Annotated in this window: 24 protein-coding genes; 11 read left to right on the top strand and 13 right to left on the bottom strand. The window is 76.0% G+C overall.

Annotated elements, in window-relative coordinates:
* Positions 1–6: 6 nt before the first annotated feature.
* From ACRYRX_RS08575 to ACRYRX_RS08535, 9 genes are all read right to left on the bottom strand, one after another.
* Positions 7–966 (bottom strand): glycosyltransferase family 9 protein, encoded by a 960-nt coding sequence (locus tag ACRYRX_RS08575; protein WP_432511428.1) that lies wholly within the window; start codon positions 964–966, stop codon positions 7–9.
* Positions 963–2330: a PfkB family carbohydrate kinase gene (locus ACRYRX_RS08570; protein WP_432511426.1), complete on the bottom strand. Its 1368-nt coding sequence runs from the start codon at positions 2328–2330 to the stop codon at positions 963–965. The genes ACRYRX_RS08575 and ACRYRX_RS08570 overlap by 4 nt, the downstream gene beginning before the upstream one ends.
* Positions 2327–4183 carry a glycosyltransferase gene (locus ACRYRX_RS08565; protein WP_432511425.1) on the bottom strand — a complete coding sequence of 619 codons (1857 nt, stop codon included), beginning with the start codon at positions 4181–4183 and terminating at the stop codon, positions 2327–2329. Before ACRYRX_RS08565 ends, ACRYRX_RS08570 begins: the two co-directional genes overlap by 4 nt.
* Positions 4183–5133, bottom strand: a complete 951-nt coding sequence (locus ACRYRX_RS08560; protein ID WP_432511424.1) for a glycosyltransferase — start codon at positions 5131–5133, stop codon at positions 4183–4185. The genes ACRYRX_RS08565 and ACRYRX_RS08560 overlap by 1 nt, the downstream gene beginning before the upstream one ends.
* Positions 5130–6149, bottom strand: a complete 1020-nt coding sequence (locus ACRYRX_RS08555) for a glycosyltransferase family 9 protein (RefSeq protein ID WP_432511423.1) — start codon at positions 6147–6149, stop codon at positions 5130–5132. The genes ACRYRX_RS08560 and ACRYRX_RS08555 overlap by 4 nt, the downstream gene beginning before the upstream one ends.
* Complete coding sequence (locus tag ACRYRX_RS08550; RefSeq protein ID WP_432511422.1) at positions 6146–7678, bottom strand: HAD-IIIA family hydrolase; 1533 nt, start codon at positions 7676–7678, stop codon at positions 6146–6148. The genes ACRYRX_RS08555 and ACRYRX_RS08550 overlap by 4 nt, the downstream gene beginning before the upstream one ends.
* On the bottom strand, positions 7675–9342 hold the full coding sequence (locus ACRYRX_RS08545; protein ID WP_432511421.1) for a carbamoyltransferase family protein: 1668 nt from the start codon (positions 9340–9342) through the stop codon (positions 7675–7677). The genes ACRYRX_RS08550 and ACRYRX_RS08545 overlap by 4 nt, the downstream gene beginning before the upstream one ends.
* 163 nt (positions 9343–9505) lie before the next feature.
* Positions 9506–9964: an SRPBCC family protein gene (locus ACRYRX_RS08540; protein WP_432511420.1), complete on the bottom strand. Its 459-nt coding sequence runs from the start codon at positions 9962–9964 to the stop codon at positions 9506–9508.
* A gap of 86 nt (positions 9965–10050) precedes the next feature.
* Positions 10051–10395 (bottom strand): DUF3140 domain-containing protein, encoded by a 345-nt coding sequence (locus ACRYRX_RS08535; RefSeq protein WP_432511419.1) that lies wholly within the window; start codon positions 10393–10395, stop codon positions 10051–10053.
* A gap of 128 nt (positions 10396–10523) precedes the next feature.
* Here ACRYRX_RS08535 and ACRYRX_RS08530 point away from each other — a divergent pair, with 128 nt between their 5' ends.
* The 5 genes from ACRYRX_RS08530 to ACRYRX_RS08510 all read left to right on the top strand — a co-directional run bounded on the left by ACRYRX_RS08530 (position 10524) and on the right by ACRYRX_RS08510 (position 15569).
* On the top strand, positions 10524–12329 hold the full coding sequence (locus ACRYRX_RS08530) for a glycoside hydrolase family 15 protein (protein ID WP_432511418.1): 1806 nt from the start codon (positions 10524–10526) through the stop codon (positions 12327–12329).
* A 348-nt stretch (positions 12330–12677) separates the two neighbouring features.
* Positions 12678–13427 (top strand): hypothetical protein, encoded by a 750-nt coding sequence (locus tag ACRYRX_RS08525; RefSeq protein WP_432511417.1) that lies wholly within the window; start codon positions 12678–12680, stop codon positions 13425–13427.
* A gap of 107 nt (positions 13428–13534) precedes the next feature.
* A complete protein-coding gene (locus ACRYRX_RS08520) occupies positions 13535–14434 on the top strand; it encodes an ATP synthase subunit B family protein (protein ID WP_432511416.1) in 900 nt (299 codons plus the stop codon).
* Positions 14431–14865 carry a phage holin family protein gene (locus ACRYRX_RS08515; protein WP_432511415.1) on the top strand — a complete coding sequence of 145 codons (435 nt, stop codon included), beginning with the start codon at positions 14431–14433 and terminating at the stop codon, positions 14863–14865. Before ACRYRX_RS08520 ends, ACRYRX_RS08515 begins: the two co-directional genes overlap by 4 nt.
* The gene (locus ACRYRX_RS08510) at positions 14841–15569 is read left to right on the top strand and encodes a DUF3618 domain-containing protein (protein WP_432511414.1); all 729 of its coding nucleotides are present in this window, start codon (positions 14841–14843) and stop codon (positions 15567–15569) included. The genes ACRYRX_RS08515 and ACRYRX_RS08510 overlap by 25 nt, the downstream gene beginning before the upstream one ends.
* A 118-nt stretch (positions 15570–15687) precedes the next feature.
* Here the strand turns inward: ACRYRX_RS08510 and ACRYRX_RS08505 are convergent, their stop codons facing one another.
* The 3 genes from ACRYRX_RS08505 to ACRYRX_RS08495 all read right to left on the bottom strand — a co-directional run bounded on the left by ACRYRX_RS08505 (position 15688) and on the right by ACRYRX_RS08495 (position 18566).
* Positions 15688–17034 carry a sensor domain-containing phosphodiesterase gene (locus ACRYRX_RS08505; RefSeq protein ID WP_432511413.1) on the bottom strand — a complete coding sequence of 449 codons (1347 nt, stop codon included), beginning with the start codon at positions 17032–17034 and terminating at the stop codon, positions 15688–15690.
* Between the two features lie 267 nt (positions 17035–17301).
* On the bottom strand, positions 17302–18357 hold the full coding sequence (locus ACRYRX_RS08500; RefSeq protein ID WP_432511536.1) for a spore photoproduct lyase family protein: 1056 nt from the start codon (positions 18355–18357) through the stop codon (positions 17302–17304).
* The gene (locus tag ACRYRX_RS08495; protein WP_432511412.1) at positions 18354–18566 is read right to left on the bottom strand and encodes a DUF3072 domain-containing protein; all 213 of its coding nucleotides are present in this window, start codon (positions 18564–18566) and stop codon (positions 18354–18356) included. Before ACRYRX_RS08495 ends, ACRYRX_RS08500 begins: the two co-directional genes overlap by 4 nt.
* 60 nt (positions 18567–18626) lie before the next feature.
* Between ACRYRX_RS08495 and ACRYRX_RS08490 the strand changes: the two genes are divergently transcribed.
* The 6 genes from ACRYRX_RS08490 to ACRYRX_RS08465 are packed head-to-tail and all read left to right on the top strand — an operon-like array spanning position 18627 to position 23985.
* Positions 18627–19520, top strand: a complete 894-nt coding sequence (locus ACRYRX_RS08490; protein ID WP_432511411.1) for an SDR family oxidoreductase — start codon at positions 18627–18629, stop codon at positions 19518–19520.
* Complete coding sequence (locus ACRYRX_RS08485) at positions 19517–21148, top strand: RecQ family ATP-dependent DNA helicase (protein ID WP_432511410.1); 1632 nt, start codon at positions 19517–19519, stop codon at positions 21146–21148. Before ACRYRX_RS08490 ends, ACRYRX_RS08485 begins: the two co-directional genes overlap by 4 nt.
* Positions 21145–22050 (top strand): polysaccharide pyruvyl transferase family protein, encoded by a 906-nt coding sequence (locus ACRYRX_RS08480; RefSeq protein ID WP_432511409.1) that lies wholly within the window; start codon positions 21145–21147, stop codon positions 22048–22050. The genes ACRYRX_RS08485 and ACRYRX_RS08480 overlap by 4 nt, the downstream gene beginning before the upstream one ends.
* On the top strand, positions 22047–22565 hold the full coding sequence (locus ACRYRX_RS08475; protein ID WP_432511408.1) for a hypothetical protein: 519 nt from the start codon (positions 22047–22049) through the stop codon (positions 22563–22565). The genes ACRYRX_RS08480 and ACRYRX_RS08475 overlap by 4 nt, the downstream gene beginning before the upstream one ends.
* 15 nt (positions 22566–22580) lie before the next feature.
* Positions 22581–23054, top strand: coding sequence for a DUF421 domain-containing protein (locus ACRYRX_RS08470; protein WP_432511407.1), 474 nt, complete (start codon positions 22581–22583; stop codon positions 23052–23054).
* Between the two features lie 49 nt (positions 23055–23103).
* On the top strand, positions 23104–23985 hold the full coding sequence (locus tag ACRYRX_RS08465) for an N-acetylmuramic acid 6-phosphate etherase (RefSeq protein WP_432511406.1): 882 nt from the start codon (positions 23104–23106) through the stop codon (positions 23983–23985).
* Positions 23986–24003: 18 nt separating this feature from the next.
* Here the strand turns inward: ACRYRX_RS08465 and ACRYRX_RS08460 are convergent.
* Positions 24004–24564: EAL domain-containing protein (locus tag ACRYRX_RS08460; RefSeq protein WP_432511405.1), on the bottom strand; the 561-nt coding region annotated here is incomplete at its 5' end.

The following is a 24564-nucleotide window of genomic DNA, read 5'->3' as shown; positions in this document are numbered from 1 at the left end:
CCGCGCTCAGGCCGCCGCGCCCGGGGACGCGATCAGCGGCCGGGTCGCCGCCAGCACCTCCGGGACGGTGATCCGCGCCAGCGTCGGGTCGACCTCGGCCCCGTGCGGGTCCCCGACGTAGTCGCGGGCGTCCGGGTCGCCGTGCCACAGGACGGTGTGCCGGTCGAGGTCGACCGCCGGGCCCCACCACGCGGGGGGCGTGGGCCCGAACAGCAGCACCGACGGCGTCGCGCACGCCGTGGCCAGGTGCGCGGTCCCGGTGTCGCCGGACAGCACCAGCCGCGCCGAGCCCACCAGGTCGGCGAGCTCGTCCAGCGTGGACGCGCCGCAGCGGTCGCGGGCACCGGCGCGGGCCAGGTCCGCGCCCAGGTCCGCCTCGTCCGCGGTGCCGGTGACGACGACGTCGTGACCGGCCCGCACGAGGTGGCCCACGACCTCCCGCCACCGCTCCAGCGGCCACCGGCGGGAGGCGTACGCGGCCCCGGGGTGCACGACGACGGGCCCCTCGGGCACCGGGCCGCGGGGCCGCAGCCGCAGGTCCTCCGGGCCGCCGTGCGCGTCCCGGGCCGCCACGAGCCGGCACCAGCGGGCCACCTCGTGCTCGTGCCGGTACCAGGTGGGCCCGTCGTACCCGTCGGTGCCGAAACCCAGGAGGTCGCCCGGTCCGGTCGCGGCGAGCAGGTCCCGGCTCGCGGGGCCGTTGCCGTGCAGGTCGACCGCGAGGTGGCCGGAACCGGTGACGCGCAACGGTTCCAGACCGCGCGTCACGAGGACCTCGTCGACGACCCCGTGCCGGTGCAGGAAACCCCCGACGGCCTGCGGGGCGGCCAGGACGAGCCGGTGGCCGGGGAAGCGGCGGCGCAGGCCCCGCAGCGCGGGGACGCCGGTGAGCAGGTCGCCGAGCCCCAGGGCCCGCAGCACCAGCAGGTCCCGCGGGCCGAGCTCCACCGGGGGCGGCAGGGTCACCGGGCGCGGCCCAGGATGCTCGTCGTGGACCGGCCGTCCAGGTAGGGCAGCAGCTCCACGCGCCCGCCCCAGCTGCGCACCAGGTCGCCCTCGGGCAGCTCGGTGTAGTCGCCGCCCTTGGCCCACACGTCGGGGCGCAGCTCGGCCAGCGCGGCCCGCGGGTCGTCCTCGTCGAACACGAGGACGGCGTCGACGCTGGCCAGGCCCCGCAGGACCCGCTCCCGGTCGTCCTGCCCGCACACGGGGCGGTCGGGGCCCTTGAGCCGGCGCACGGACTCGTCGGAGTTCAGCAGCACGACCAGCGCGTCCCCGAGGTCGCGCGCGGCCTCCAGGCAGCCGACGTGCCCGGCGTGCAGGACGTCGAAGCAGCCGCCGGTGGCGACGAGGGTCCCGCCGGCGGCGCGGACGCGGTCGGCGACCTCGCGGGCGCTCTCCAGCCCCGGGCGGCGGACCCGGCGCGGCGGGGCGGCCGCGGTCGCGAAGAAGCCCGAGGTGCCGCCGGCGGCCACCCACGCGGAGGCGTCCTGCACGGCGCGGTCCAGGGCGGGCGTCAGCGACCCGGCGCGGGCGATCTCGACGGCGCAGGTCGCGGCGAACCGGTCCCCGGCCCCGCACGGGTCGCCGGTGGCGGGCTGCGCCGGCAGGTGCAGGACCTCGTCGCCGGCGGCGCAGTAGGCGCCCGCCGCGCCGACGGTGACGACCACGGCGCGGGCCCGCCAGCGCCCGCGCAGCGCGGTCGCGACGGCCCCCGGCTCCCCGGCGGCGGACCCGGACGACGAGGGGCCGAGGGCGGCGCGGGCCTCGGCGAGGTTCGGCGTCACCAGCGCGCACCCGGGCACCGGGTCGCCCCCGCGCGGGTGCGGGTCCCACACGACGGGCACCCGGCCGGCCGCCTCCGTCAGCGCGGCCCGCACCCGCGGGTCGCGGGTCGTGCCGGCGCCGTAGTCGGACACCAGCACCACGTCCGCCCCGTCCAGGACACCGGCCGGCACGTCGACCCCGGACGTGGGCGTCCCGGGACCGCCCTCGTCGAGCCGGGTCAGCACCTGGCCGTTCGCGCGGACGCGGGACTTCGTGCGGGTGGGGCCCTCGTGCCCCAGGGCGTGCACCCGCACCCCCGGCAGCAGCTGCCGCAGCCGGTGCCCGGCGGCGTCGTCGGCCAGCGGGGCCACCAGGTGCACGGTGACCGAGGGGTCGGCGGCGGCCAGCAGGGCGGTCAGCGCGGCGCCGCCGGGGGACTCCCGGGTCTGCTCCACGTCGACCACGGGCACCGGCGCGTCCGGGGCCAGCCGCGTCGAGGACCCGACGACCTCCCGGTCCAGCAGGGCGTCACCCACCACCACGACCGTGCGCGAACCCCTCACGCCAGCACCTCGTCCTCGACGGCCGTCAGGTCCACGACCCGCCGCGCCGGCAGGTGCGCCTCCACGGCCACGCACAGCGCGTGCACCGCCATCAGGTGCCCCTCCTGGATCGCCGACGTGCTCGGTCCCGGGAACCCCAGGGTGTCGTCGGCCAGCTCCCGCAACGGGTTGCGCGAGGTCGACGTCAGCGCCCACACCGTCAGGCCGTGCTCGCGGGCCCGCTCGGCGGCCCGCAGCAGGTTCGGGGACCGGCCGCTGGTGGACACCAGCAGCAGCACGTCACCGGGACGGCCGTGCGCCTCGACCTGGCGGGCGAACACCTCCTCCACGCCGTAGTCGTTGGCGATCGCGGTGACCGCGGAGCTCTCCGCGTGCAGCGCGATCGCCGACAGCGGCCGGCGCTCGCCGACGAAGCGGCCCACGAGCTCGGCGGTGAGGTGCTGCGCCTCGGCGGCGCTGCCGCCGTTGCCGGCGACCAGCAGCCGCCCGCCGCGGTCGACGACGCCGACGAGCTCACGGCCCCAGCGGTCGATGCGGTCGGCCTCGGACTCCAGCGCGCGCACCACCCCGGCCAGCTCCCCGACGTGCCCGCGCAGGTACTCGCGGGTGCTGGGGACGACCGGCGCGGTGCGCAGCAGCTGCTCGTAGGCGGCCTCGGTGGCGGCGGCCACCCGCGCCCAGTCGTACCGCTCCCGGGCGCGACGGCGCCCGGCCGCACCCATCCGGTGCGCCACGTCCGGGTCGGTCACGACGGAGGCCACCGCCGCGGCGAGGTGCTCGGGGGCGACCCGGCCCTGCGCGTCGACGGGGACGAGGCGGCCGCTGACGCCGTCGCGCACCGTGTCGAGCATCCCGCCGACGGCGGTGGCCACGACGGGCAGCCCGGCGGCCATGGCCTCCAGGACGGCGATCCCGAACGGCTCGTACCAGGGCGTGGCGAGCAGCGCGTCCGCGGAGCGCAGCAGCGCGGGCAGGTCGTCGGGGCTGACCCGGCCGACGAGGTGGACCCGGTCGGACAGGCCCAGCTCCACGGCCACCTTCTGCAGCCGAACGGCCTCGTGGTCGCCGTCGAGGTCGTGCGCGGCGGGCCCGCCGGCGACGACGAGCTCGGCGTCGGGCAGGAACTCCAGGGCCCGGATCGCGGCCTCGATCCCCTTGCGCGGCACCAGCCGCCCCACGGTGAGCAGCCGCGTCCGGCAACCCGGGCCCAGCGGCCCGGCCACGCCGGTGCGGGCGTCGGGGCCGGCCGGGTCGGCGGCGAAGCGCTCCACGTCCACCCCGCACGGCACGACCTGCACCCGGTGCGGGGGGGAGCCGGCCGCGCGCAGCTCGGACACCTCGTCGCGGCAGGTCGCGACGACCAGGTCGACCTCCCGCGCGAGCCGGCGCTCGGTGTCCTCGCGCTCGGGCGGGGAGGTGTCCTCGGTGCCCTGGTAGCGCTTCTTGACGCTGCCCAGGGCGTGGAAGGTCTGCACGACGGGGATGCGCAGGGCGCGCGCGGCGGGCAGCGCGGCCAGGCCGGACATCCAGAAGTGGGCGTGCACGACGTCGGGCCGGTCCCGCTGCCACGTCTCGCGCAGGACCTGCGAGAACCGCTCCATGAACGGCGGCAGGTCGTCCTTGGCGACGGGTTCGGCCGGGCCGGCCTCGACGTGCACGACCTCCACGCCGGGGCGCAGCCAGACGCGCTCGGGCACGTCCGGGTCGTCGCGGCGGGTGTGCACGACGACGTCGTGGCCGCGGTCGGCGAGGGCACCGGCCAGGGCCGCGACGTGGACGTTCTGACCGCCGGCGTCGACCCCGCCCAGCACGGCGAGGGGGCTGGCGTGCTCGCTGACCATCGCGATGCGCATCAGGCCACCACCTCCGCCAGCAGGGCGTCGACGTCGGTGAGGAAGCGCTCGATCCCGAAGGCGCGCAGCGCGTGCTCGCGGGCGGCGAGCCCGCGCAGGCGGGCCTCCTCGGGGTCGGCCAGCCAGCGGCGGGCGGTGGCGCGCAGCACGTCCGGGTCGCTGGACAGCACCCCGGCCGCGGCGGGCACGGCCTCGGGGGCGGCGGTGGCGGGCAGCCCCAGGACGGGCATCCCGATCATCATCGCCTCGATGAGGGACAGGCCCAGGCTCGTCCACCGGTACGGGTGCAGGTAGACGCGGTGCGTCCCCAGCAGCTCGTGCATCCGCGCCTGCGGCAGGTCCTCGTACACGCTGAGGTTCTTCACCCCGGCCAGCTCCGTGACGCCCATGCCGTACAGGGCGACGGGCAGCTCGTCGGCGAGGTCCAGCACCAGGTCGGTCCCGGCCACCCGGCGCCGGCGCACGGGCTCGTTGACGACGACGGCCAGCGACTCCGAGCTGCCGGTGTACCGGTAGCCGGGGTCGACGACCCCGTGGTCCAGGACGCGGGTGCGGGCGCGGCCGTTGTCCCAGTAGGTGCGGTTGAACTGCGTGACGTGCACGAGGGGCACGGCGTCCTGGTCGGCGAGCGGGTGGACGCTGTCGGCGGCCCCGCCGCGGGGTGCGTCGTGCTCGACGTACACGGCGGGCACGTCGCGGCCGGGGCGGCGCCCGGTCCAGCGCTCGACGAGCTCGAGCTCGTGGGGGCGCTGGAGCAGGACGACGTCGAACTCGGCCTCCCGCAGGTCGGCCACCGGGACCTCCTGCGCCCCGGCCGGCCAGTCCCAGGTCCGGGCCCGGCCGCGGCCGTCGGGGCCGCGCTCGTCGTCGACGGGCAGCAGGTACGTGTGACGACCCTGGACGAACGCGGTCGTCCACGAGCCGTGCACGTGCCAGACGAGGATCCTCACGGCGTGACCTCCAGCAGTTCTCTAGTGAGGGCGTCGACGGCCGCGACGACGCGGTCGGGCCCGACGGACGCCAGGCAGGGGTGGCCGGGGACGGGGCAGTCCCGGGCCCGGGACCCGGCGCAGACGACGTCCTGGTCCCCCAGCAGGACGTGCGGCACGCCGTACGGCGCCCACCGGGCGGCCGGGACGACGGGGGAGAACAGCGACACCACCGGGGTCCCGACGGCCGCGGCCAGGTGCGCCGGGCCGGTGTTGCCGACGACGACGGCGTCGGCGGCGGCCAGGACCGCGGCCAGCCCGGCGAGGTCGGTGCGCCCGCCGAGGTCCAGCGCGCCGTCGCCGGCCACGGCGGCGGTGAGGTCGCGCTCGGCGGGACCGCCGGTCACGACGACGTGCCTGCCGCTGCGCCGCAACGCCTCCACGAACCCGGCGGCCTGCCCGGGCAGCGGCGCGCGGGCGGGGACGGAGGCGCCGGGGTGGACGACGACGAACCGCTCGGGCAGGTCGACCCCCGCGCTCGCCGGGGCCTGCACCCGCAGGCGGCCGTCGTCCCCGGCGGGCAGGTCGTGCCCGGCGGCGCGGACGAGGTCCAGCGCCGCCTCCACCTCGTGCCGCTCGGGGCCCTCCTCGCGGCGGTGCCGCACGTCGAGCAGGGACCCGGGGTAGTCGACGCTGGAGGCCGCGGTCCGCGGCACCCCCGCCATCCGCAGCAGCAGCGCCAGCGGCAGCGGGCTCTGGTGGAAGGAGGTGAACACCACGGCCTCGTCGTAGCCGCCGGCGTGGACCTGCGCCACGAGGCGGCCCACGGCCGCGGGGTCGACGGGGGCGGGGGAGAACCCCGACCAGGGCGGGTCGAAGACGAGGACGTCGCCGACGCCGGGCAGCAGCCGCGCGGCCGCCGCCCCGGCGGGGGAGGCCAGCACGTCGACGGTGCCGGAGGCGGCCAGCGCGCGGACGGCCGGGCCGGTGACCAGCACGTCGCCGTCGTTGTCGAGGCGGCAGGCGAGGATCCTCACGACGGCGCCACCCCCGTGAGCCGGTCCCAGAACGCGGCGTCGAGGTCGGTCAGCGCCTCGACGACCACGGGGGCCGCCTCGACCTCCTCGGCGCGGGTGACCTCGGTGGGCACCAGCACGGCGCGGGCCCCGGCGGACAGCGCCGCCTCCACGTCGGCGCCGATGTCGCCGACGACGAGGCACTGCGCGGGCGCCAGGCCGAGGTCGGCGGCGGCGTCGAGCACCATCCCGGGTTCGGGTTTGCGGGTGCGCGAGACCGCGTCGGGCCCGTCGACGCTGACCTGCACGGTGTCGAACGGGCCGAGCAGGTCGGCGACGCGGGCGTTGACGGCGTCGACGTCGGCGCGGGTCAGCAGACCGCGCGCCACGCCGGACTGGTTGGTGACCAGCCCGACCCGCACCCCCCGGGCGCGCAGCGCGTCCAGCAGTTCCCGGGCGCCGTCGACGGGTTTCACCAGCTCCGGGTCGCCGTTGTAGGGGACGTCGTGCACGAGGGTCCCGTCGCGGTCGAACAGCACCGCGCGCACCGGGGTCGGCCACGGTGCGGGTGGGGCGGTGCGGACCGCCAGTTCCCCGCGCAGCCGGTGGAGCACCGCGGCGGGCGGGATGGCCAGGCTCGTGAGGAGCATCCGCCGCACCTCGGCGCGGTCGCGCGGTCCGGGCGCGATGCGCCGCCACGCGAACTCCGCGGTCAGCCCCGCCCAGCCCAGCGCGGCCAGCCCGGCGACCCGGCGCCGCCCGGTGAGCAGGGCGCCGAGGGCCACGGCCGCCGCGGCGGTGGTCGCCACGTGCGTGCCGATCCGGCCCACCGTCGAGTTCGAGCGCTCGTACCAGTCCGGCCCGTGCAGGGCGGTCATGAGGACGTCGTCGGCGTTGCCGCGCTGCTGCTTCAGGCTGGCGAGGTCGGCGGCGGGACGCACGGGGTGGACGGCGCGGTGGTCCCCGCGCACGATGCGCCACCCGGCGCCGACGACGCGCAGGGCCAGGTCGGCGTCCTCGCGGAAGGCGCGGGGGAACCGCTCGTCGAAACCGGCGACCTGCTCCAGCGCGGCGCGCCGGTAGGCCATGTCGGCGGTGATCCACTGCGCGTCGGCCAGGCCGGCGGTGCCGCGTTCCCAGTCGGTGGGGCGGCGGTCGGTGGGCAGCGGGACGTGGATGCGGCCCTGGACGGCGCCGACGGCGGTGGTGGTCGCGGTCAGGTCGGCCAGCAGCCGCGTCGACCAGTCGGCGGGCAGTTCCACGTCGTCGTCGACGAACGCGACCCACTCGCTGCGGACGCGCCGCCACCCGGCGTTGCGGGCCGCCGCGGGGCCGCGCCCGCCCGAGCGCACCAGCCGCACGTCCAGGCCCGCGGCGCGGGCGTCGGCGCAGGCCCGCTCGCACGGGTCCTGCCCGGTGTCCCGCCCCGGCCGGTCGTCGACCACCACGACCAGGTCGGGGGCCGGGCCGTCCTGGGCGGCGAGGTTCCCCAGCAGGACGCCCAGGCTGGGGCGCCCGACCGACGGGATGACGACCGAGAAACCCGTCACGGCTTCGTGAAGTCGCTGCGGCGCACCAGGTGCGGGCCGAGGACGAGGACGTCGACCGGGGCCGACCCGAACAGTTCCATGGCGTCGCGCGGGTCGTCCACCATGGGGCGGCCGGCGGTGTTCAGGCTGGTGTTGACCACCACGGGCAGCCCGGTGCGCTCCTCGAACGCGCGCAGCAGCGCCGCGACGTGCGGGGTGCGGTCGTCGTGGATCGTCTGGATGCGGGCGGTCCCGTCGACGTGGACGACGGCGGGGATGCGGTCCTTCCACTCCTCGGCGACGTCGTGCACGAACAGCATGTACTCGCTGGGGATCGGCCCGCCGGAGAAGATCCCCTCGGCGCGCTCGGCGAGCACCATGGGTGCGACCGGGCGGAACTGCTCGCGGCCCTTGACGTCGTTGAGGCGCTCGAGGTTCTCCTTCTTCCCCGGGTGCGCCATGAGGGAGCGGTGCCCCAGCGCCCGCGGCCCGAACTCGGCGCGGCCGTCGAACCAGGCCACGACGCCGTCGGCGGCCAGGACGTCGGCGACCTCCCCGGCCAGGTCGTCGGGGGTGGTGAAGTTCAGCCGCGCGGTGGTGAGCCACTGCGCGAGCTCCTCGTCGGTCCAGGACCGGCCCAGGGCGGCGGACTCCATGGGGGCGACGATCTCACCGGCGTCCGCGGACAGCTGCAGCGCCGCGCCGAGCGCGGTGCCGGAGTCGCCGGCCGCGGGCTGGACGTAGACCTCCTCGAAGGGGGACTCGCGCCAGATGCGGGAGTTCGCGACGCAGTTCAGCGCCGTGCCGCCGGCCATCGCCAGCACGCGGTCGCCGGTCCGGCCGTGCAGCCAGGTGGCGACGTCGACGAGGGTGCGTTCCAGGACCTCCTGGACGCTGGCGGCGAGGTCGGCCTGGCCGGAGTCCTGGCGCGGGTCCCAGCTCTCGCCGTCGGCCAGCGGCGGCGCCCAGCGGGAGAAGTCGGGGACCTTCGCGACGAACCCGCCGTCGCCGGTGGCGTGCACGAACTCGGCGATCTCGTCGGCGAACCGGGGTTTGCCGTACGAGGCCAGCGCCATGACCTTGTACTCGTCGGAGGAGTGGGTGAAACCCAGGTGCCGGGTCAGGTCCTCGTAGACGAAGCCGAGGGACTGCGGCAGGCCCGTCTCGTGCAGCACCTCGAGCCGCCCGCCGCGGTAGCGGCCGGCGAGGGAGGAGATCCGCTCACCCCGGCCGTCGACGGTCAGGACGCTGCACCCGCCGTCGCGGGCCGCCTGCGGGGAGGCCAGCGCCGCGGAGGCGGCGTGCGCGACGTGGTGGGGGACGAACCGGACCTTGGCCGGGTCCAGGCCGGGCAGCGCGGTGGCGATGGCCTCGGGGGCGCGCTCGGCGTACCGCGTGCGGATCGCGTCGTCGGGGTCGCCGAGGTCGAGCTCGGAGCTCGGCAGCACCAGGCGGGGGTCGTAGGAGTACCCCACGAGGTCGAGGTCGGCGGGGGTGAGGCCGGCCGCCGCCAGCGCGTGCTTGATCGCCAGGTCGGGCAGTTCCCACGTGGCGTACGGGACGGGGCGCTTGCCGTGCTTGCGACGGCTGAAGCGCTCCTCCTCGGCGGCGAAGACGATCTCCCCGTCGACGACCAGCGCGGCGGCGGTGTCGTGGAAGACGGCGTTGATCCCCAGGATGCGCATGCGCTGGCGACCTCTCTGTGTCCGCGCCCAGTGCTCGAGCGTGCTCTGCGGCCCGTGATCTTCGGGCCTGCGTGAACCCTGCCAGAGGGGACGGGCAGTCGCCTCCCGAGACGGGCGCGGCCCGGCACCGCAGGGGTGCCGGGCCGCGTTCAGGGGCGGAGGGTCACTTCGGCGGGGTGACGTCCCCGCGCCAGGCGCCGGTCTCGCCGCCGCGCGACTCGATGAAGGTCTTGAAGCGCTCGAGGTCCTTCTTGATCTGGCGGTCGTCGGCGCCGATCGCGGCGCCGACCTTCTCCACCAGGCCCTCGGTGTCCCAGTCGAGCTGGACCGTCACGCGGGTCTCGTCGTCGGACAGGCGGTGGAAGGTCACGACCCCGGCGTGGGACTTGCCGTCCACGCTCTTCCAGGCCACCCGCTCGTCGGGGTGCTGCTCGGTGATCTCGGCGTCGAACTCGCGCTCGACCCCGGCGATCTTCGTCTTCCAGTGGTTGTGGGTCTCGTCGATCTGGGTGATCGACTCCACGCCGCCCATGAACTCGGGGAACGACTCGAACTGCGTCCACTGGTTGTACGCGGTGCGGACGGGGACCGAGACGTCGATGCTCTCCGTGACATTGCTCATGCCGGGATCCTTCCCCCCACCGGTGATCTGAAACGTCGGTGATCCGGGACGTCGGTGATCCGGGACGTCGTCGACCGCCCGGTTCCTCAGGCGGGCTTGAGGGGGTCGTTGCCCCAGTTCATCAGGGAGTACCGCCAGCGGGTGTCGGTGACGTCGCCGGAGGGGCGCTGCGCGGAATGCCGGGCCACGTACCCGGCCACCTTCGCCATGTGCTCGACGTCGTCGTCGGTGAGGTCCGCCTCCTTCGTGCGCAGGACCTCGACGATGCGCCGGCCCGAGCGGTGCCCCACCGACTCGCCGTCCCCGTCGCCGGCTCCCACGGACTGCGACTCCTCGGTCCCCAGCCAGTCCTCCAGTTCCTTCGGGGTCATGTTGACCGCCTCGTGGAAGCGCTTCACGACGTCCTCGCGGTCGTGCTGGTCGTGGCTCACGTCACTCCTCCCGGTCGTGCGTGCAGGGTGCTCGATGGTCGTGCCGGTGCCCTACCCGGTCCCCCGGGGTGCGAACCGCGCGGGTCGCTGGTCTCGTCGGGGGACCACCCCCGACCCTGGAGCCCCGCGTGCCGCACGACCCCGACGACCCCGGCCACCCCGACACCGCCCGCCGCGACCGCGACGGCTACGTCGACCTGCGCTCCTACGCCGCGATCGGGGACGGCCGCACCGTCGCCCTCGTCGCGCAGGACGGCGGGATCGACTGGCTCCCGCTGCCGGACCTGGACTCCCTGCCGGTGTTCGCGCGGCTGCTCGACGGCGACGACGGCGGGCACCTCGCGCTCGCCCCGGCCGGGCCGTGGACCGTGCGGCGCGCCTACGTGGAGGGCACCAACGTCCTGCGCAGCACCTACACCACCCCCACCGGGACGGTGCGGGTCACCGACTCGATGAACATGGGCACCACCGGGCGGCTGCCGTGGGGGGAGCTGTGCCGGCTCGTGGAGGGCCTGTCCGGCGAGGTCGAGATGGCCTGGTGCGTGGCCCCCGGGTCGGGGCTGGGCGCGTACTCGCCGTGGGCCGAGGACACCGGCAACGGGGCCGTGCTGCGGCTGGGCGCGGTCACGATGGCCGTCCGCACCGTCGACGTGGGCGACACGACGTTCCAGGACCGGGAGGTGTCCGGCCGCTTCCGGACCCGCGAGGGCTCCGAGCACCTGCTGGCGCTGCTGTCCAGCGAGGGCGAACCCCTGCGGATGCCGGGCACCCGCTGGATCCGCCGCAACGTCGACCACACCGTCCGGCAGTGGCGCGCCTGGAGCGAGCAGTTCAAGCACACCGGCCGCTGGGGCGAGCACGCCCTGCGCAGCGCCCTCCTGCTGAAGCTGCTGGCCCACGAACCCTCCGGCGCGGTCGCCGCGGCAGCGACCACGTCGCTGCCGGAGAGCCCCGGCGGCGGGAAGAACTGGGACTACCGGATGGCGTGGCTGCGCGACGCCACGTACAGCCTGCACTGCTTCATCGCGCTCGGGGAGTTCGAGGACGTGCACGCCAACGTGTCCTGGCTGCTGCGGGTGGCCCGCCGCTCCCAGCCGGACCTGCCGGTGCTGTCCCGGCTCGACGGGCACCAGCCCGACGGCCTCGCCCGGCACGACGTCCCCGGCTGGCGCGGGCAGGGGCCGGTGGTGTCGGGGAACGAGGCGGCCGGGCAGCTGCAGCTCGGCGTCTACGGCGACATCTTCGACCTCGTCCACCAGTACGTCGCCGACGGCAACGTCCTCGACGTCGAGACCGCCCGTTTCCTCGCCGGCGTCGCCGACCGCACCTGCGACCTGTGGCGGCGGCGGGACGCCGGCATGTGGGAACTGCACGAACCGCAGCACTACACCAGTTCCAAGATGGCCTGCTGGCAGGCGCTGGAGTGCGCCGTCCAGCTCGCCGAGGGCGGCCACATCCCCGGTTCGGTCGACCGCTGGCGCCGCGAGGCCGGGCGGGTCCGGGAGTGGGTCGAGGAGAACTGCTGGTCGGACGAGCGCGGCGCCTACGTCTGGTACCCCGGGACGCGGGACCTCGACACGTCGGTCCTGCTGCACGCCTCCTCCGGTTTCGACTCCGGGCCGCGGATGTCCGCCACGATCGACGCGATCCGCGCCGAACTGTCCGACGGCCCGTTCGTCCACCGCTACTCCGGCGCCGCGGCCGAGGAGAAGGCGTTCGTCGCGTGCTCATTCTGGCTCGCCACGGCCCTGGGCGCGGTGGGGCGCCGCGAGGAGGGGGTGGAACTCCTGGAGCAGGCGCTCGCGCTGGGCAACGACGTGGGGGTGCTGTCCGAGATGGTCGACCCCGCCGACGGTTCGTCCTGGGGGAACCTGCCGCAGGCCCTGAGCCACCTGGCGCTCCTGACGGCCGTGCTGACGCTCGGGGAGGGGTGACCGCGCGGGACCGGTGGGTTTCGTGTGGCGGGGTGCGTGCTGCGGGGGCAAGCTTCGGAGCGGAACGGCCCTCACCGCGGGATCCACGAGATTCCCGAGGACCGAGTGCTCCCCCTGCCCACGGGGCAGGGGGATGACGGGGCCAGCAGGTCGAAGGTGAACTGCCGACACCGTCCAGCAGCGGGGGTGGGAGCGGTTCGGAACTCCGCACGACGGCTCGACCAGCACGTGGACCGACGCGAAGTGGTGCAGCCCAGCGCCCCGTACGACCCCCGTCGTCCGGGGCGCCCTGCGTGGGCCCACCGGACACCCGACCGCAGCGCAGCACGGCACACCAGGAGAGCAGCGATGAGCACATCCAGCGGAGACGGCGCCCACGCCGCCGGTGACCGGCCCCACGCCGAGGGCCGGAGCGGTGCCGCGGCGGCCGGCCAGCAGGTCGGTGACGACAAGCCGCGGATCCTGCACCGCCACCGCCCCGACCACGAGACCCCGAAGCGCGACACCGTCCACGACTCGATGGACCGCGCCTCGGTCGTGAACCGGGAGAAGAACGCCCACGGCGGGGTGAAGGTCGGCTCCGCCTTCTTCGGCTGGCTGACCGCCACCGGGACCGCCGTGCTGCTGACCGCGCTGCTCGCCGCGACCGGCACCGCCATCGGCGTCGCCGGCTCGGGCAGCGTGGGCGAGGCCATCGCCGGCGCCCAGGACAGCGTGAGCGGGAACGCGGGGACCATCGGCGTCGCCGGGGCGATCGGGGTGCTCGTGGTGCTCCTGGTCGCCTACTTCTGCGGCGGCTACGTCGCCGGTCGCATGGCGCGGTTCAACGGGGTCAAGCAGGGTGTGGCCGTCTGGGTGTGGGCCGTCGTCATCGCCGTGGTCGTGGCCGTCCTCGCCGCCGTGGCGGGCAGCAGGTACGACGTGCTGGGGCAGCTGAACAGCTTCCCGCGCATCCCGGTCGACTCCGGGACCCTCACCACGGGCTCGATCGTCGCGCTGGTCGCGGCCGTCGTCGTCGCCCTCGTCGGGGCCGTCCTGGGCGGGCTCGCCGGGATGCGGTTCCACCGGCGCGTCGACAAGGCCGGCCTGGGGCGCTGAGCCCCGGCGGCTCCACCAGCCGCACCCCCCTCGGGCGTGAGCCCGTCCGATCGTCCTGTCCAGCACCTGCCGTCGACACCTCGACGGCACCGTCGAGAAGGAGAGACATGACCCAGCAACCAGGGAACGCCGTGCCGGGCCGCGAGCCCGCCGCCTCCGAGATCGCCTACGAGGCGCTGATCGGTGGCCAGTCGGGACCCTCCGCGACGACCACCGGAGCGACCGCCGCCGGCACCGGGACCCCGTCGGGCGGTCAGCAGTCCTCGCCGGGGCAGGCGACCAGCGCCTCCGAGCGCGCGGGCGCGGCCAAGCAGGAGGCGCAGCAGCAGGCCGCCGACGTCGCGGGCAACGCCAAGGAGCAGGCGTCCGCCGTGGCCGGGACCGCCAAGGAGCAGGCGTCCGCGGTCGCCGGGACCGCCAAGGAGCAGGCGTCGGCCGTGGCCGGGACCGCCAAGGAGCAGGCCGGCAACGTCCTGGGCGAGGCCAAGGCGCAGGCCGGCGACCTCCTGGAGGACCTGCGCCGGCAGCTGGCCGAGCAGTCCGACGGCATCCGCGACCGGCTCGCCGAGTTCTTCACCACCGCCGGGTCGGAACTGTCCGACATGGCCAGCGCGGGTGGCGGCTCGGGCTACGCGACGAACGTCGTGCGCCAGGTGGGGGACCGCGCCTCCAGCTGGGGCGCGCACCTGAGCGACCACGACGCCTCCGACCTGCTCGAGCAGGGCCGGTACTTCGCCCGGCGCAAGCCCGGGACCTTCCTGCTCGGAGCGGTCCTGGCGGGCGTGGTCGCCGGGCGGCTGACCCGCGGGGCCAAGGCCCACCACGACGAGACCAGCGCCTCGACCGGCTCCGCGACCGCGTCGCTCGGCGGCCGGCACGCGACCGGGCCCGTGACGGAGGAGGTCCTGCCGTACTCGGAGTCCGAGGCCATCCTGGCCCGGACCGCCCCGAGCACCCTGCCGGTGCCGGAGGCCGACCCGTTCGCCTCCCCGGATCCCCGGCCGTGAGCGGCGCGACAGCGGCCACGCCGCCGGGAGGAGCCGACCCGCACGGCCCGCAGGACGAGCGGTCCCTGGGCGACATCGTCGGCAGCATCACCGGGGAGTTCTCCACCCTGGTCCGTCAGGAGATCGCCCTGGCCAAGGCCGAGGCGACCCAGGACGCCAAGACCGCCGGCAAGGGGGTCGGCATGCTGGCCGGCGCCGGGGTCGCCGGGCACCTGTTCCTCATCGCGCTCTCGGCCCTCGTCGTCATCGCCCTCGGCGGGCTCATCGGCTACGGCTGGTCGGCGCTCATCGTGACCGTGGTGTGGGCCGTCATCGCCGCGGTGCTGGCCAGCGCCGGCCGCAAGGAGCTCCGCCAGATCCCCCCGCCCCTGGAAAAGACCCAGCAGAGCCTGAAGGAGGACGCGCAGTGGCTGAAGAATCGGAACAGCTGAAGCAGGACATCGAGGGCACGCGCAGCCAGCTGAGCAACGACCTGGACGCGCTGACCGACCGCCTCAACCCCTCCAACGTGGCCCAGCGCCAGGTCGAGAAGGCCAAGGCGAACGTGGCCACCGGCATCGCCGGGGTCAAGGACCGGATCATGGGGTCCGCGGACGACGTCCGCGGCGCGGTGGGCGACGTCCGCGGCGCGGTGGGCCAGGCCCGCGGTTCGCTCGGTGACACGGCGGCCTCCGGGCGCGCCGGCGTCGCCGACGGCGTGGCCGGCGGCAAGGCCGCGGTCAAGGGCCGCACGCGGGGCAACCCCGTGGCGGCCGGCCTGATCGCCTTCGGGGCCGGGTGGCTCATCTCCTCCCTCATCCCCGCCTCCGAGAAGGAGACCACCGCCGCCGGCGCGCTGGTGGAGAAGGCGAAGACCGACGGCGCCCCGCTGCTGGACCAGGTGAAGGCCACCGCGTCCGACGTGGGCTCGTCGCTGGGGGAGAAGGCCAAGGAAGCGGCCGCCTCGGTGAAGGAGACCGCGCAGGAGGGGGCCGGTGCCGTCAAGGAGCACGGGACCAGCGCGGCGCAGGAGGTCAAGGAGCACGGCACCAGCGCGGCGCAGGAGGTCAAGGACCACGGGACCAGCGCGGCGCAGGACGTCAAGGAGCACGGCACCAGCGCGGCGCAGGACGTCAAGGACAGCGCCCGCGGCTGAGGACGACCGACCGGCGGCACCCCCGCCGGGCACCGGGCACGGACGGGTGGCGCACCCGTCCGTGCCCGGTGCCACGTCGGACGCGGTCCTGGGCCCCTGGGCCCCCCCGCCGGCCCGGTCAGGCGGCGCTGGTGCCCAGACCCCCACCGGTGGAGGCCAGCAGCTCCCGCACGTCGGCGGCGTCGCGGGGCTCGGAGAACAGGTACCCCTGGGCGTTGCGGACCCCCAGCCGGGCCAGGGCCCGCGCCTGCTCGTGCTCCTCGACACCCTCGGCCACGACGTCGCAGCCCAGCTGCAGCCCGAGGTCGACCAGGGACCGGGCCAGCAGGTCGTCGAGGGCCGAGCGGCCCAGGGCGCCGACGAAGCAGCGGTCGATCTTGACGATGTCGGGGTGGAAGCGCTGCAGGTACCGGAAGCTGGCGTAGCCGGTGCCGAAGTCGTCCAGGGCCAGGGCGACGCCGAGGGCGCGGACGCGCTGCAGGGTCGCGTCCACCTCCGGCCCCGAGCCGGCCAGGGCGGTCTCGGTGAGTTCCAGGACCAGGGCGTCGGCCGGCAGCCCGCCGGCGGCCAGCGCCCCGGCGACGACGTCGACGATGCCGGGTTCGCCCAGCTGGCGCCCCGAGACGTTGACGGCGACGTGCAGGTCCGCGGCGGCGGGGAACTCCCGGCGCCAGGCCGCCACCTGCGCGCACGCCCGCGTGAGCACCTGCCGGCCGAGGGGGACGACGAGGCCGCTGCCCTCGGCCAGGGGCAGGAACGCGCCGGGCGGCAGCAGACCGCGCTCGGGGTGGTCCCAGCGCACCAGCGCCTCCAGACCCAGCCACCGGCCCGAGGGCAGGTCCACCACCGGCTGGTAGTGCACCGTCAGCTGCCCGGCGTCCAGGCCGGCGCGCAGGTCCCGGCTCTCGGCCAGCACCCGGTGGGCGCCGAGCCCGGCCGCGGCGTCGCCGCGGCGCAGCTCCAGCAGTTCGGCGACGGCGTCGGCCAGGCCCAGCAGCAGCGCGAGCCCGTCGTCGCGCAGCCTGCGGGGCCGGCGGTCCAGGACGCAGAGGCTGCCCAGGGGCAGACCGTCGCGGCCGATCACCGGGACCCCGGCGTAGGCGCGCAGGTGCTCGGGCCCGGTCACCAGGGCGCTGTCGGCGAACCGGGCGTCGGCGCTGGCGTCGGCGACCACCACGGGACGCTCCCCGGCGACGACGTGGGCGCACAGGGAGGAGTCGCGGTCGCTGTCCCGCAGCGGGTGACCGGCGACCTCCCGCACCCCGGCGGTGGAGATCAGCCACTGCCGCTCGTGGTCGACCACGCTGATCCACGCGGCGGGGAACCCCGTCGCCGCGGCGGCCGCGGCGGTCAGGGCGTCCAGGGCGGCGTCGGGTCCCGGGGCGGACTGCCCGGGCAGGACCCGGTAGCTGCGCAGGGACGCCAGGCGTTCCCGCTCCCGAGGGTGCGGGGGGGCCGCGGGCATGCCGTCTCCCTAGCGCTCGGAGGTCCGTGATCGAGGCGGCCGCTGCTGCCCGTGCGTTCCGCTGGGCCGGCCGACGATCGCTGTCGTGTTCTAGAACGGCTCACCGGAGCCCGTCCTCGATCCCCCGATCGAGTGGCCGTGCCCGGCCCGGCCACGGGGTCCGCCGCGGGGTCCGCCGCGGGGTCCGCCGCGGGGTCCGCCGCGGGGTCCGCCGCGGGGTCCGCCGCGGGGTCCGCCGCGGGGTCCGCCGCGGGGTCCGCCAGGGGGTCAGAAGGCGTAGCGGACCGGCAGGTACGGCGCGCGCCGCTCGATGAGCTCCAGCAGTTCCCGCACGTAGCGGCCCTTGTCACCCGTCCGGTACCGCACGTTCGTCCCGCCGGACTGCGACCGCTTCGACTCCTGCATCGCCGGCCGCCACAGCAGGTCCTCGGCCCTGGGGTGCCAGCCGAGGTTCACCCGGTGCAGGTTCTCCTCGTGGGTCAGGAAGATCACCTCGGTGGCCAGCTGCGCCTTCGTCGCGGCGTTCGTGGCGTCGCCGAGCTGGTCGAGCAGTTCGGCCCACCGCGCGAGCCAGTCGTCGTGGACGACGACGGGGGAAAAGTTGAGGTGCACCTCGTACCCGGCGGCCACGAAGTCGTCGAGGGCGGCGAGCCGTTCGGGCACGGGGGAGGTGCGGATGTCCAGGAGCCGGGCGACCCGGGCGGGCATGAGGGAGAACCGGACCCGGGTGCGGCCCCGGGGGTCCAGCGTCAGCAGCCGCCGGTTCACGTGCTTGGTCGCGAACGACGCCTTGGCCGTGGGCAGGTCACGGAACAGGGTGATGAGGTCGTCGACGTTGTCGGAGATCTCCGCGTCCACCGAGCAGTCGCTGTTCTCCCCGAGGTCGTACACCCAGCTGACCGGGTCGCACTGGTTCGGCTCGGGTTTCGCACCCTGCCGCTGCACGTGCCGGCGCAGGTACCCGGTGATCTGCTCGATGTTGGCGAACACCGTGATCGGGTTGCTGTACCCCTTGCGCCGGGGCACGTAGCAGTACGCGCAGGCCATGGCGCAGCCGTTCGCGGTGGACGGGGCGATGAAGTCGGCCGAGCGGCCGTTCGGCCTGGCCTGCAACGACTTCTTGATCCCCAGGACGAGGGCCTCGCGCTTGATGCGCACCCAGCGGTCCACGTTCGCCTCGTCGCCGTGCAGTTCCGGGATGCGCCAGTGGCTCTCGACGGGCACCAGGGTGGCCCCCGGCCAGCGGTCCAGGACCTGCCGGCCGCGGGGGAGTTCCGCCGCGGCCGGCTCGTAGTAGATCCGGGTGACGTCGACGAGGTTCAGGCGCCCCGCCCGGTCTGCTGCTGGAGCTCGTCGATGAGCTCGGAGGCGGCGGCCTTCGTGAGGCCCTCGGGGACCTCCCGGCCCGCCTCGCGGGCCAGGGTCTGCAGGTAGCTCAGCTGCGGGCCGGTCACGGGCTCGTCGCCGGTGGTCCAGTCCGCGGGGTCCTTCTCGGCGTTCTGCGGGGTGCTCTGGGCGTTGTCGTCGGTCACGCCCCCAGTCGACCCCCGCTCCCGGCTGCGCGCCACCCGAGGTCTGCCTACGGTGAAGCGGTGACCGACCAGTACACCTTCAGCAACCCGGTGACCCTCTACCACCAGGGCGGTTTCGACCCGCAGCCGCAGGACGGCCCGGGCCTGGCCTCGCGCCAGACGCCGAAACCCGACCACGGCGAGTCGACCTACCGCGGCACCGGCCGCCTCACCGGCCGCAAGGCCCTGGTCACCGGCGCCGACTCCGGCATCGGCCGGGCGGTCGCGATCGCGTTCGCCCGCGAGGGCGCCGACGTCGTCCTGAACCACCTGCCGGAGGAGGAGAGCGACGCCCGCGAGGTGGCGGCGCTGGTCGAGGAGGCCGGGCGCAAGGCGGTCCTGGCCCCCGGGGACCTGACCGACGAGCGGTTCGCTCGCAGCCTGGTCACCACGACGGTCCGCGAACTCGGCGGGATCGACCTCATCGCGAACGTGGCCGGCAAGCAGCAGCACGTCGAGGACATCGCCGACCTCACGTCGGCGCAGTTCGACGAGACCCTGCGCACCAACGTCCACTCGCTGTTCTGGATCGTGCAGGAGGCCGTGCCCCACCTGCCCCCGGGGTCGACGATCGTCAACACCTCCTCGGTGCAGGGGTACCAGCCCTCGCCGAACCTCGTGGACTACGCCACGACGAAGTCGGCCATCACCACGATGTCCCAGGCGCTGGCTCAGCAGCTCGCGCCCAAGGGGATCCGCGTCAACGTGGTCGCCCCCGGCCCCGTCTGGACGCCGCTGCAGGTCGCCGGCGGCCAGCCCGACGACGCGATGCCGGAGTTCGGGCAGTCGACCCCGCTGGGTCGCGCCGGGCAGCCCGCCGAACTCGCCCCCGCCTACGTGTTCCTGGCCTCCCCGGAGTCCAGCTACGTCGTGGGCGAGGTCCTCAACGTCAACGGCGGCACGCCCACCCCGTGACCGGCCGGGGGACGGCGCGCGACCTGCTGCGGGTGGCGCGGGACGCGTTCGGGTTCGAGGCGCTGCGCCCGGGGCAGGAGGAGGCCATGCGGGCCGTCCTGGCCGGGCGCGACGTCCTGACGGTGATGCCCACGGGTGCGGGCAAGTCCGCCGTCTACCAGGTGCCGGCGATGCTGCTCGACGGCCCCGTCGTCGTGGTGTCCCCGCTCATCGCGTTGCAGCGCGACCAGGTGGACGGCCTGCTGGAGGACGTGGGCGGGGCGGTGATGCTGAACTCGACGCTGTCGGCGCAGGCGTGGCGGCAGGCCCGCGCCGACCTGCGCGGCGGGCGGGCGCGGTTCGTGTTCCTGGCCCCCGAGCAGCTGGGCCGCGAGGACGTCGCGGCGGAACTGGCCGCGGCCGGTCCCCGGCTCCTGGTGGTCGACGAGGCGCACTGCGTCAGTTCCTGGGGGCACGACTTCCGCCCCCAGTACCTGCGGCTGGGCGCGGCGCGGGCCCGGCTGGGGAACCCGCCGGTCATCGCGCTGACCGCCACCGCCAGCCCGCAGGTGCGGGCCGAGATCGTCGAGCACCTGCGGATGGACGACCCCCTCGTGCTCGTCGAGGGTTTCGACCGCCCCGAGATCGACCTGCGCGTCGTGCGCTGCACCGACGCCGGCACCCAGCGGCAGGGCGTCCTGGACGCGGTCGCCGCGCAGGACGGCGCGGTGCTGGTGTACGTGGCGACGCGGGCCGACGCGGAGGAGTTCGCCGGGCTCATCCCCGGCGCCGACCACTACCACGCCGGTCGCCGGCGCGCCGACCGCGACGACGTGCAACGGCGGTTCCTCGACGGTGACCTGCGCGTCGTCGTCGCGACCAGCGCCTTCGGCATGGGCATCGACAAACCCGACGTGCGGGCCGTCGTGCACGCCGCCGTCCCCGACTCCCCGGACAGCTACTACCAGGAGGTCGGGCGGGCCGGCCGGGACGGTTCCCCGGCCGTCGCGACCCTGTTCTACCGGCCCGAGGACCTGGGGTTGCGGACGTTCTTCTCGGCCGCGGTCGCCAAGGAGGAACCGCTGCGCCGGACGGCCGCCGCGGTGCGGGCGCACGACGGGCCGGTGGATCCGGCCGACCTGCGGCGCAAACTCGACGTGTCCGCGACCCGGCTGGCCGGGTCGGTGAACCTGCTCGCCGAGGTGGGCGCGCTGACCGAGGACGACCGCGGGCGCCTCGTCGTGCCCGACGACGCCCCCGCCCCGGCCCGCGCGGCGCAGGCCGGGGTCGAGGTCTCCCAGCGCCAGCGCACCGTGGAACGCTCCCGCCTGGAGATGGTGCGGTCGTTCTGCGAGACGACGGCCTGCCGCCGGCAGTTCCTCCTGGGGTACTTCGGCGAGACGCTCGCCGACCCGTGCGGGAACTGCGACACCTGCCGCGCGGGCACGGCGCAGGCCCGGTCCGGCGGGGAGGAACCCTTCGCCGTCGGGTCGGCCGTCGAGCACCCCGAGTGGGGGGCCGGTCAGGTCATGCACTACGAGGACGACCGGGTGACGGTGCTGTTCGAGCAGGCCGGGTACCGCACCCTCGCGCTGGACCTCGTGCGCGAGCAGGAGCTGCTGCGGGACGTGGGGACGGGGGAGCGGTGAGGGTCCTGATCGCGGGCTGGTCCAGCGTCCTGCACGGGGAGGCGACCGCCGGGGACGTGCTGGCCGTCGAGGCCGTCACCGCGCACCTCACCGCCGGCGGGCACGACGTCGTGCGCACCTGGAGCCCGGCGATGTCCCTGGCCCACCGCACCCGCGGGCCGGGCTGGGCCGACGCCCGCTACGACGACGTCGACCCCGCCGGGTTCGACGCCGCGCTGTGGGTGTGCGGGCCGCTGACGGGCGAGCCGGTGCGGGAGTTCCACGAGCGGTTCGCCCCGCTGCGCCGGATCGCCGTCGGCGTCTCGGTGCTCGACGCCGCCGACCCGGCCGTCACCGGTTTCCACGTCGTCGTCCCCCGCGACGCGCAGGGCGCCGCGCCGCAACCGGACCTGGCCGCGCGCCCGGCCGTCGGCGCCGTCGACGTCGTCGGGGTGTTCCTCACCCACGGGCAGGGCGAGTACGGGACCCGGCGCCGGCACGAGGCGGTCTCGGCGGCCGTGGGGGACTGGCTCGGGGGGCTCGACGTCGCCCGGCTCGACCTGGAGACGCGGCTGGACCCGCGGGACTGGCGGATGCCGGCGCGCGCCGGGCACGTCCTGGCCGTGGTCTCCCGCCTCGACGTCGTCGTGACGTCCCGGCTGCACGGCCTGGTGCTGGCGCTGCGGTGCGGGGTCCCGGCGCTGGCCGTGGACCCGGTGGACGGCGGGGGGAAGGTCAGCGCGCAGGCCGCGGCGTGGGGCTGGCCGGCGCTGCTGGCGGCCGAGGACGTGGACGGGGACCGGCTGGACGAGCGGTTCGCGTGGTGCCGGTCGGCGGACGGGCGGGCCGCGGCCGCAGCGGCGGCCCGGGCGGCGGCCACCGCAGGGGATGCCCAGCTCGCGGCGCTGACGGGGGCGTTGTGACGACGGGGGACACGCTGGCCGGCATCGGGACCCGCGCGCGCGGCCCGGTCGTGCAGCTGCTGCGGCGGCTCTCCCTGCTGGTGCTGGTGCTCGTGGTGGCCGCCGGGGCGGCCGGGCTGTTCGGCGTCCGCAGCGCCTCCGTCACCGAGCGCGGTGGCGGCTACGAGCTGACCGTCACCCACCCCCGGACCGCGCGGGCGGGCCTGGACGCGCCGTGGGTGGTCGAGCTGACGGCCCCGCCGGAGGGTTTCGGCGACACGGTCGAGCTGGCGGTCCGCTCGGGCTACTTCGAGTTCTGGGAGCAGCAGGGTTTCATCCCGACCCCGGCCGAGGAGACCGCCGACGGCGACTGGTACTACATGACGTTCACGCCGCCGCCGGGGCGGGAGTTCCGCCTGTCGTTCGACGCCTACGTCCAGCCCTCCAGCCAGCGCGGCGGCGACGGTGAGGTCGCCGTCGTGGTCGGCGGGCAGCGAGTCGTCGCGGCGCGGTTCTCGACGTGGCTCGCGCCCTGAGATCGGAGGTCGACGGTGGAGATCGTGGTCCGGGCCGTCCTGGTGTTCGTGTTCCTGTGGGCCATCACGCGGATCACGGGACGGTCGTCGCTGGGGGAGCTGAGCTCGTTCCAGCTCATCCTGTACACCGCGATGGGCGACCTGGTGCAGCAGGCGGTGACCCAGCAGGACTCCTCGCTGACCTCGGGGGTCCTGGCCATCGCGTCGTTCACGGTGCTGACGGTCCTGCTGTCGTGGCTGAACGTGCGGTTCCCCCGGTGGCGCGGGCTGGTCCACGGCAAGCCCGTCCTCGTCGTCCGCGACGGTGAACCCCTGATGGACGTGCTGCGGCGGGAACGGATGTCGATGGACGACCTGATGGCGACCGCCCGGCAGCAGGGGATCCGCCGCTTGAGCGAGGTGGACGTGGCGGTCCTGGAGACCGACGGGCGGGTGTCGTTCTTCCGGGTCGGCGACGGCCGCGGTGCGGTGGGCGGGGTACCGGCCTGAGCGGGGGCACCACTCGCCCGCCGCGCGGCTCCGGCGCACACTGCCCCGCGTGGAGAACCCCCGCACCGAGCACCGCGACCCCGCCACGCAGGACCTGGACACCGTCGGCACCGAGGGCGTCCTGCGGACGCTGCACACCGCCGACCGGGCCGTCCTGGACGCCGTGGAGCCGCTGCTGCCGGAACTGGCCCGGCTGGTCGACGCGGCCGTGGCGGCGCTGCGGGCCGGGGGGTCGGTGCACTACTTCGGGGCGGGCACCTCGGGGCGGCTCGCGGTGCTGGACGCGGCGGAGCTGCGGCCCACGTTCAGCCTCGAACCGGGCCGGGTCGTGGCGCACCTGGCCGGCGGGGCGCGGGCGGTCACCGAGGCCGTGGAGGGCGCCGAGGACGACGTCGCCGCCGGGGAGGCGGACGCCGCGGGGCTGGGCGCGGGGGACGTCGCGTTCGGGGTGAGCGCCTCGGGCCGCACGCCCTACGTGGGCGGGGCGCTGCGGGCGGCCCGGCGCGCGGGGGCGGTGACGGCGCTGCTGGCGAACTCCCCGGGCCCGGTGCTGGGCCCGCTGGCCGACCACCTGCTCGTCGCCGACACCGGCCCGGAGGTGCTGACGGGCTCGACGCGGCTGAAGGCGGGGACGTCGGCCAAGCTCGTCCTCAACGGGTTCTCGACGGCGGTGATGGTGGGGCTGGGCCGGACCTGGTCGAACCTGATGGTCTCGGTGAGCGCCACCAACGACAAGCTGCACGCCCGCGCCGGGCGCGTCCTGGCCGAGGTCACCGGGCTGGCGCCGGACGAGGCGTCCGCGGCGCTGCGGGCCGCCGGGGGCGACCTGCCGACGGCGCTGGTGGCGGCGCTGCGCGGGTGCGGCGCGGCCGAGGCCGCCGCCCTGCTCGCCGCGGCCGGCGGGTCGGTGCGGGCAGCCGTCCAGGGCTGAGCGGTCGGGGCTGAGCGGTCAGAGCCGGGCGGGGACCGCGGCCGTCCGCCGCTCCTGCAGCCAGCGCAGGAACTCCGGGGCCGGTACGGGCCGGCTGTGCAGGTACCCCTGCGTCTCGTCGCAGCCCAGTTCCCGCACCAGCGCCAGCGTCGCGTCGTCCTCGACGCCCTCGGCGACCACCCGCAGGCCCAGGTGGTGCGCCAGTTCCACGGTGCCGGCCACGATCGCGGCGATGCGGTCGTCGGCCAGGGCGCGGGAGGTGAACGTCCGGTCGATCTTCAGCTCCGTCGCGGGCAGGTTCGCCAGGTAGGCCAGCGAGGAGTACCCGGTCCCGAAGTCGTCGATGCTCAGGGAGAAACCCCGCGCGGTGATGTCCTGGCAGGTCGCCAGGGCGCGGTCGGGGTCGTTCATGAGGGACGTCTCGGTGACCTCCACCACGACGCTCGCGGGGTCGGCGCCGTGGGGGGGGGGGGGGGGGGGGGGGGGGGGGGGGGGGGGGGGGGGGGGGGGGGGGGGGGGGGGGGGGGGGGGGGGGGGGGGGGGGGGGGGGGGGGGGGGGGGGGCGGGGGGGGGGGGGGG

It is taken from the genome of Kineococcus lubricus (genome assembly GCF_050871965.1).
Lineage (GTDB): Bacteria > Actinomycetota > Actinomycetes > Actinomycetales > Kineococcaceae > Kineococcus.
This window is presented reverse-complemented; position numbering and strand designations above follow the sequence as displayed.

Bases quoted from the DNA above. Each gene is read 5' to 3' on its own strand.
- ACRYRX_RS08525 (WP_432511417.1), top strand. From the start codon at position 12,678: ATGAGCACATCCAGCGGAGACGGCGCCCACGCCGCCGGTGACCGGCCC.
- ACRYRX_RS08540 (WP_432511420.1), bottom strand. From the start codon at position 9,964: ATGAGCAATGTCACGGAGAGCATCGACGTCTCGGTCCCCGTCCGCACC.
- ACRYRX_RS08505 (WP_432511413.1), bottom strand. From the start codon at position 17,034: ATGCCCGCGGCCCCCCCGCACCCTCGGGAGCGGGAACGCCTGGCGTCC.
- ACRYRX_RS08545 (WP_432511421.1), bottom strand. From the start codon at position 9,342: ATGCGCATCCTGGGGATCAACGCCGTCTTCCACGACACCGCCGCCGCG.
- ACRYRX_RS08565 (WP_432511425.1), bottom strand. From the start codon at position 4,183: ATGCGCATCGCGATGGTCAGCGAGCACGCCAGCCCCCTCGCCGTGCTG.
- ACRYRX_RS08520 (WP_432511416.1), top strand. From the start codon at position 13,535: ATGACCCAGCAACCAGGGAACGCCGTGCCGGGCCGCGAGCCCGCCGCC.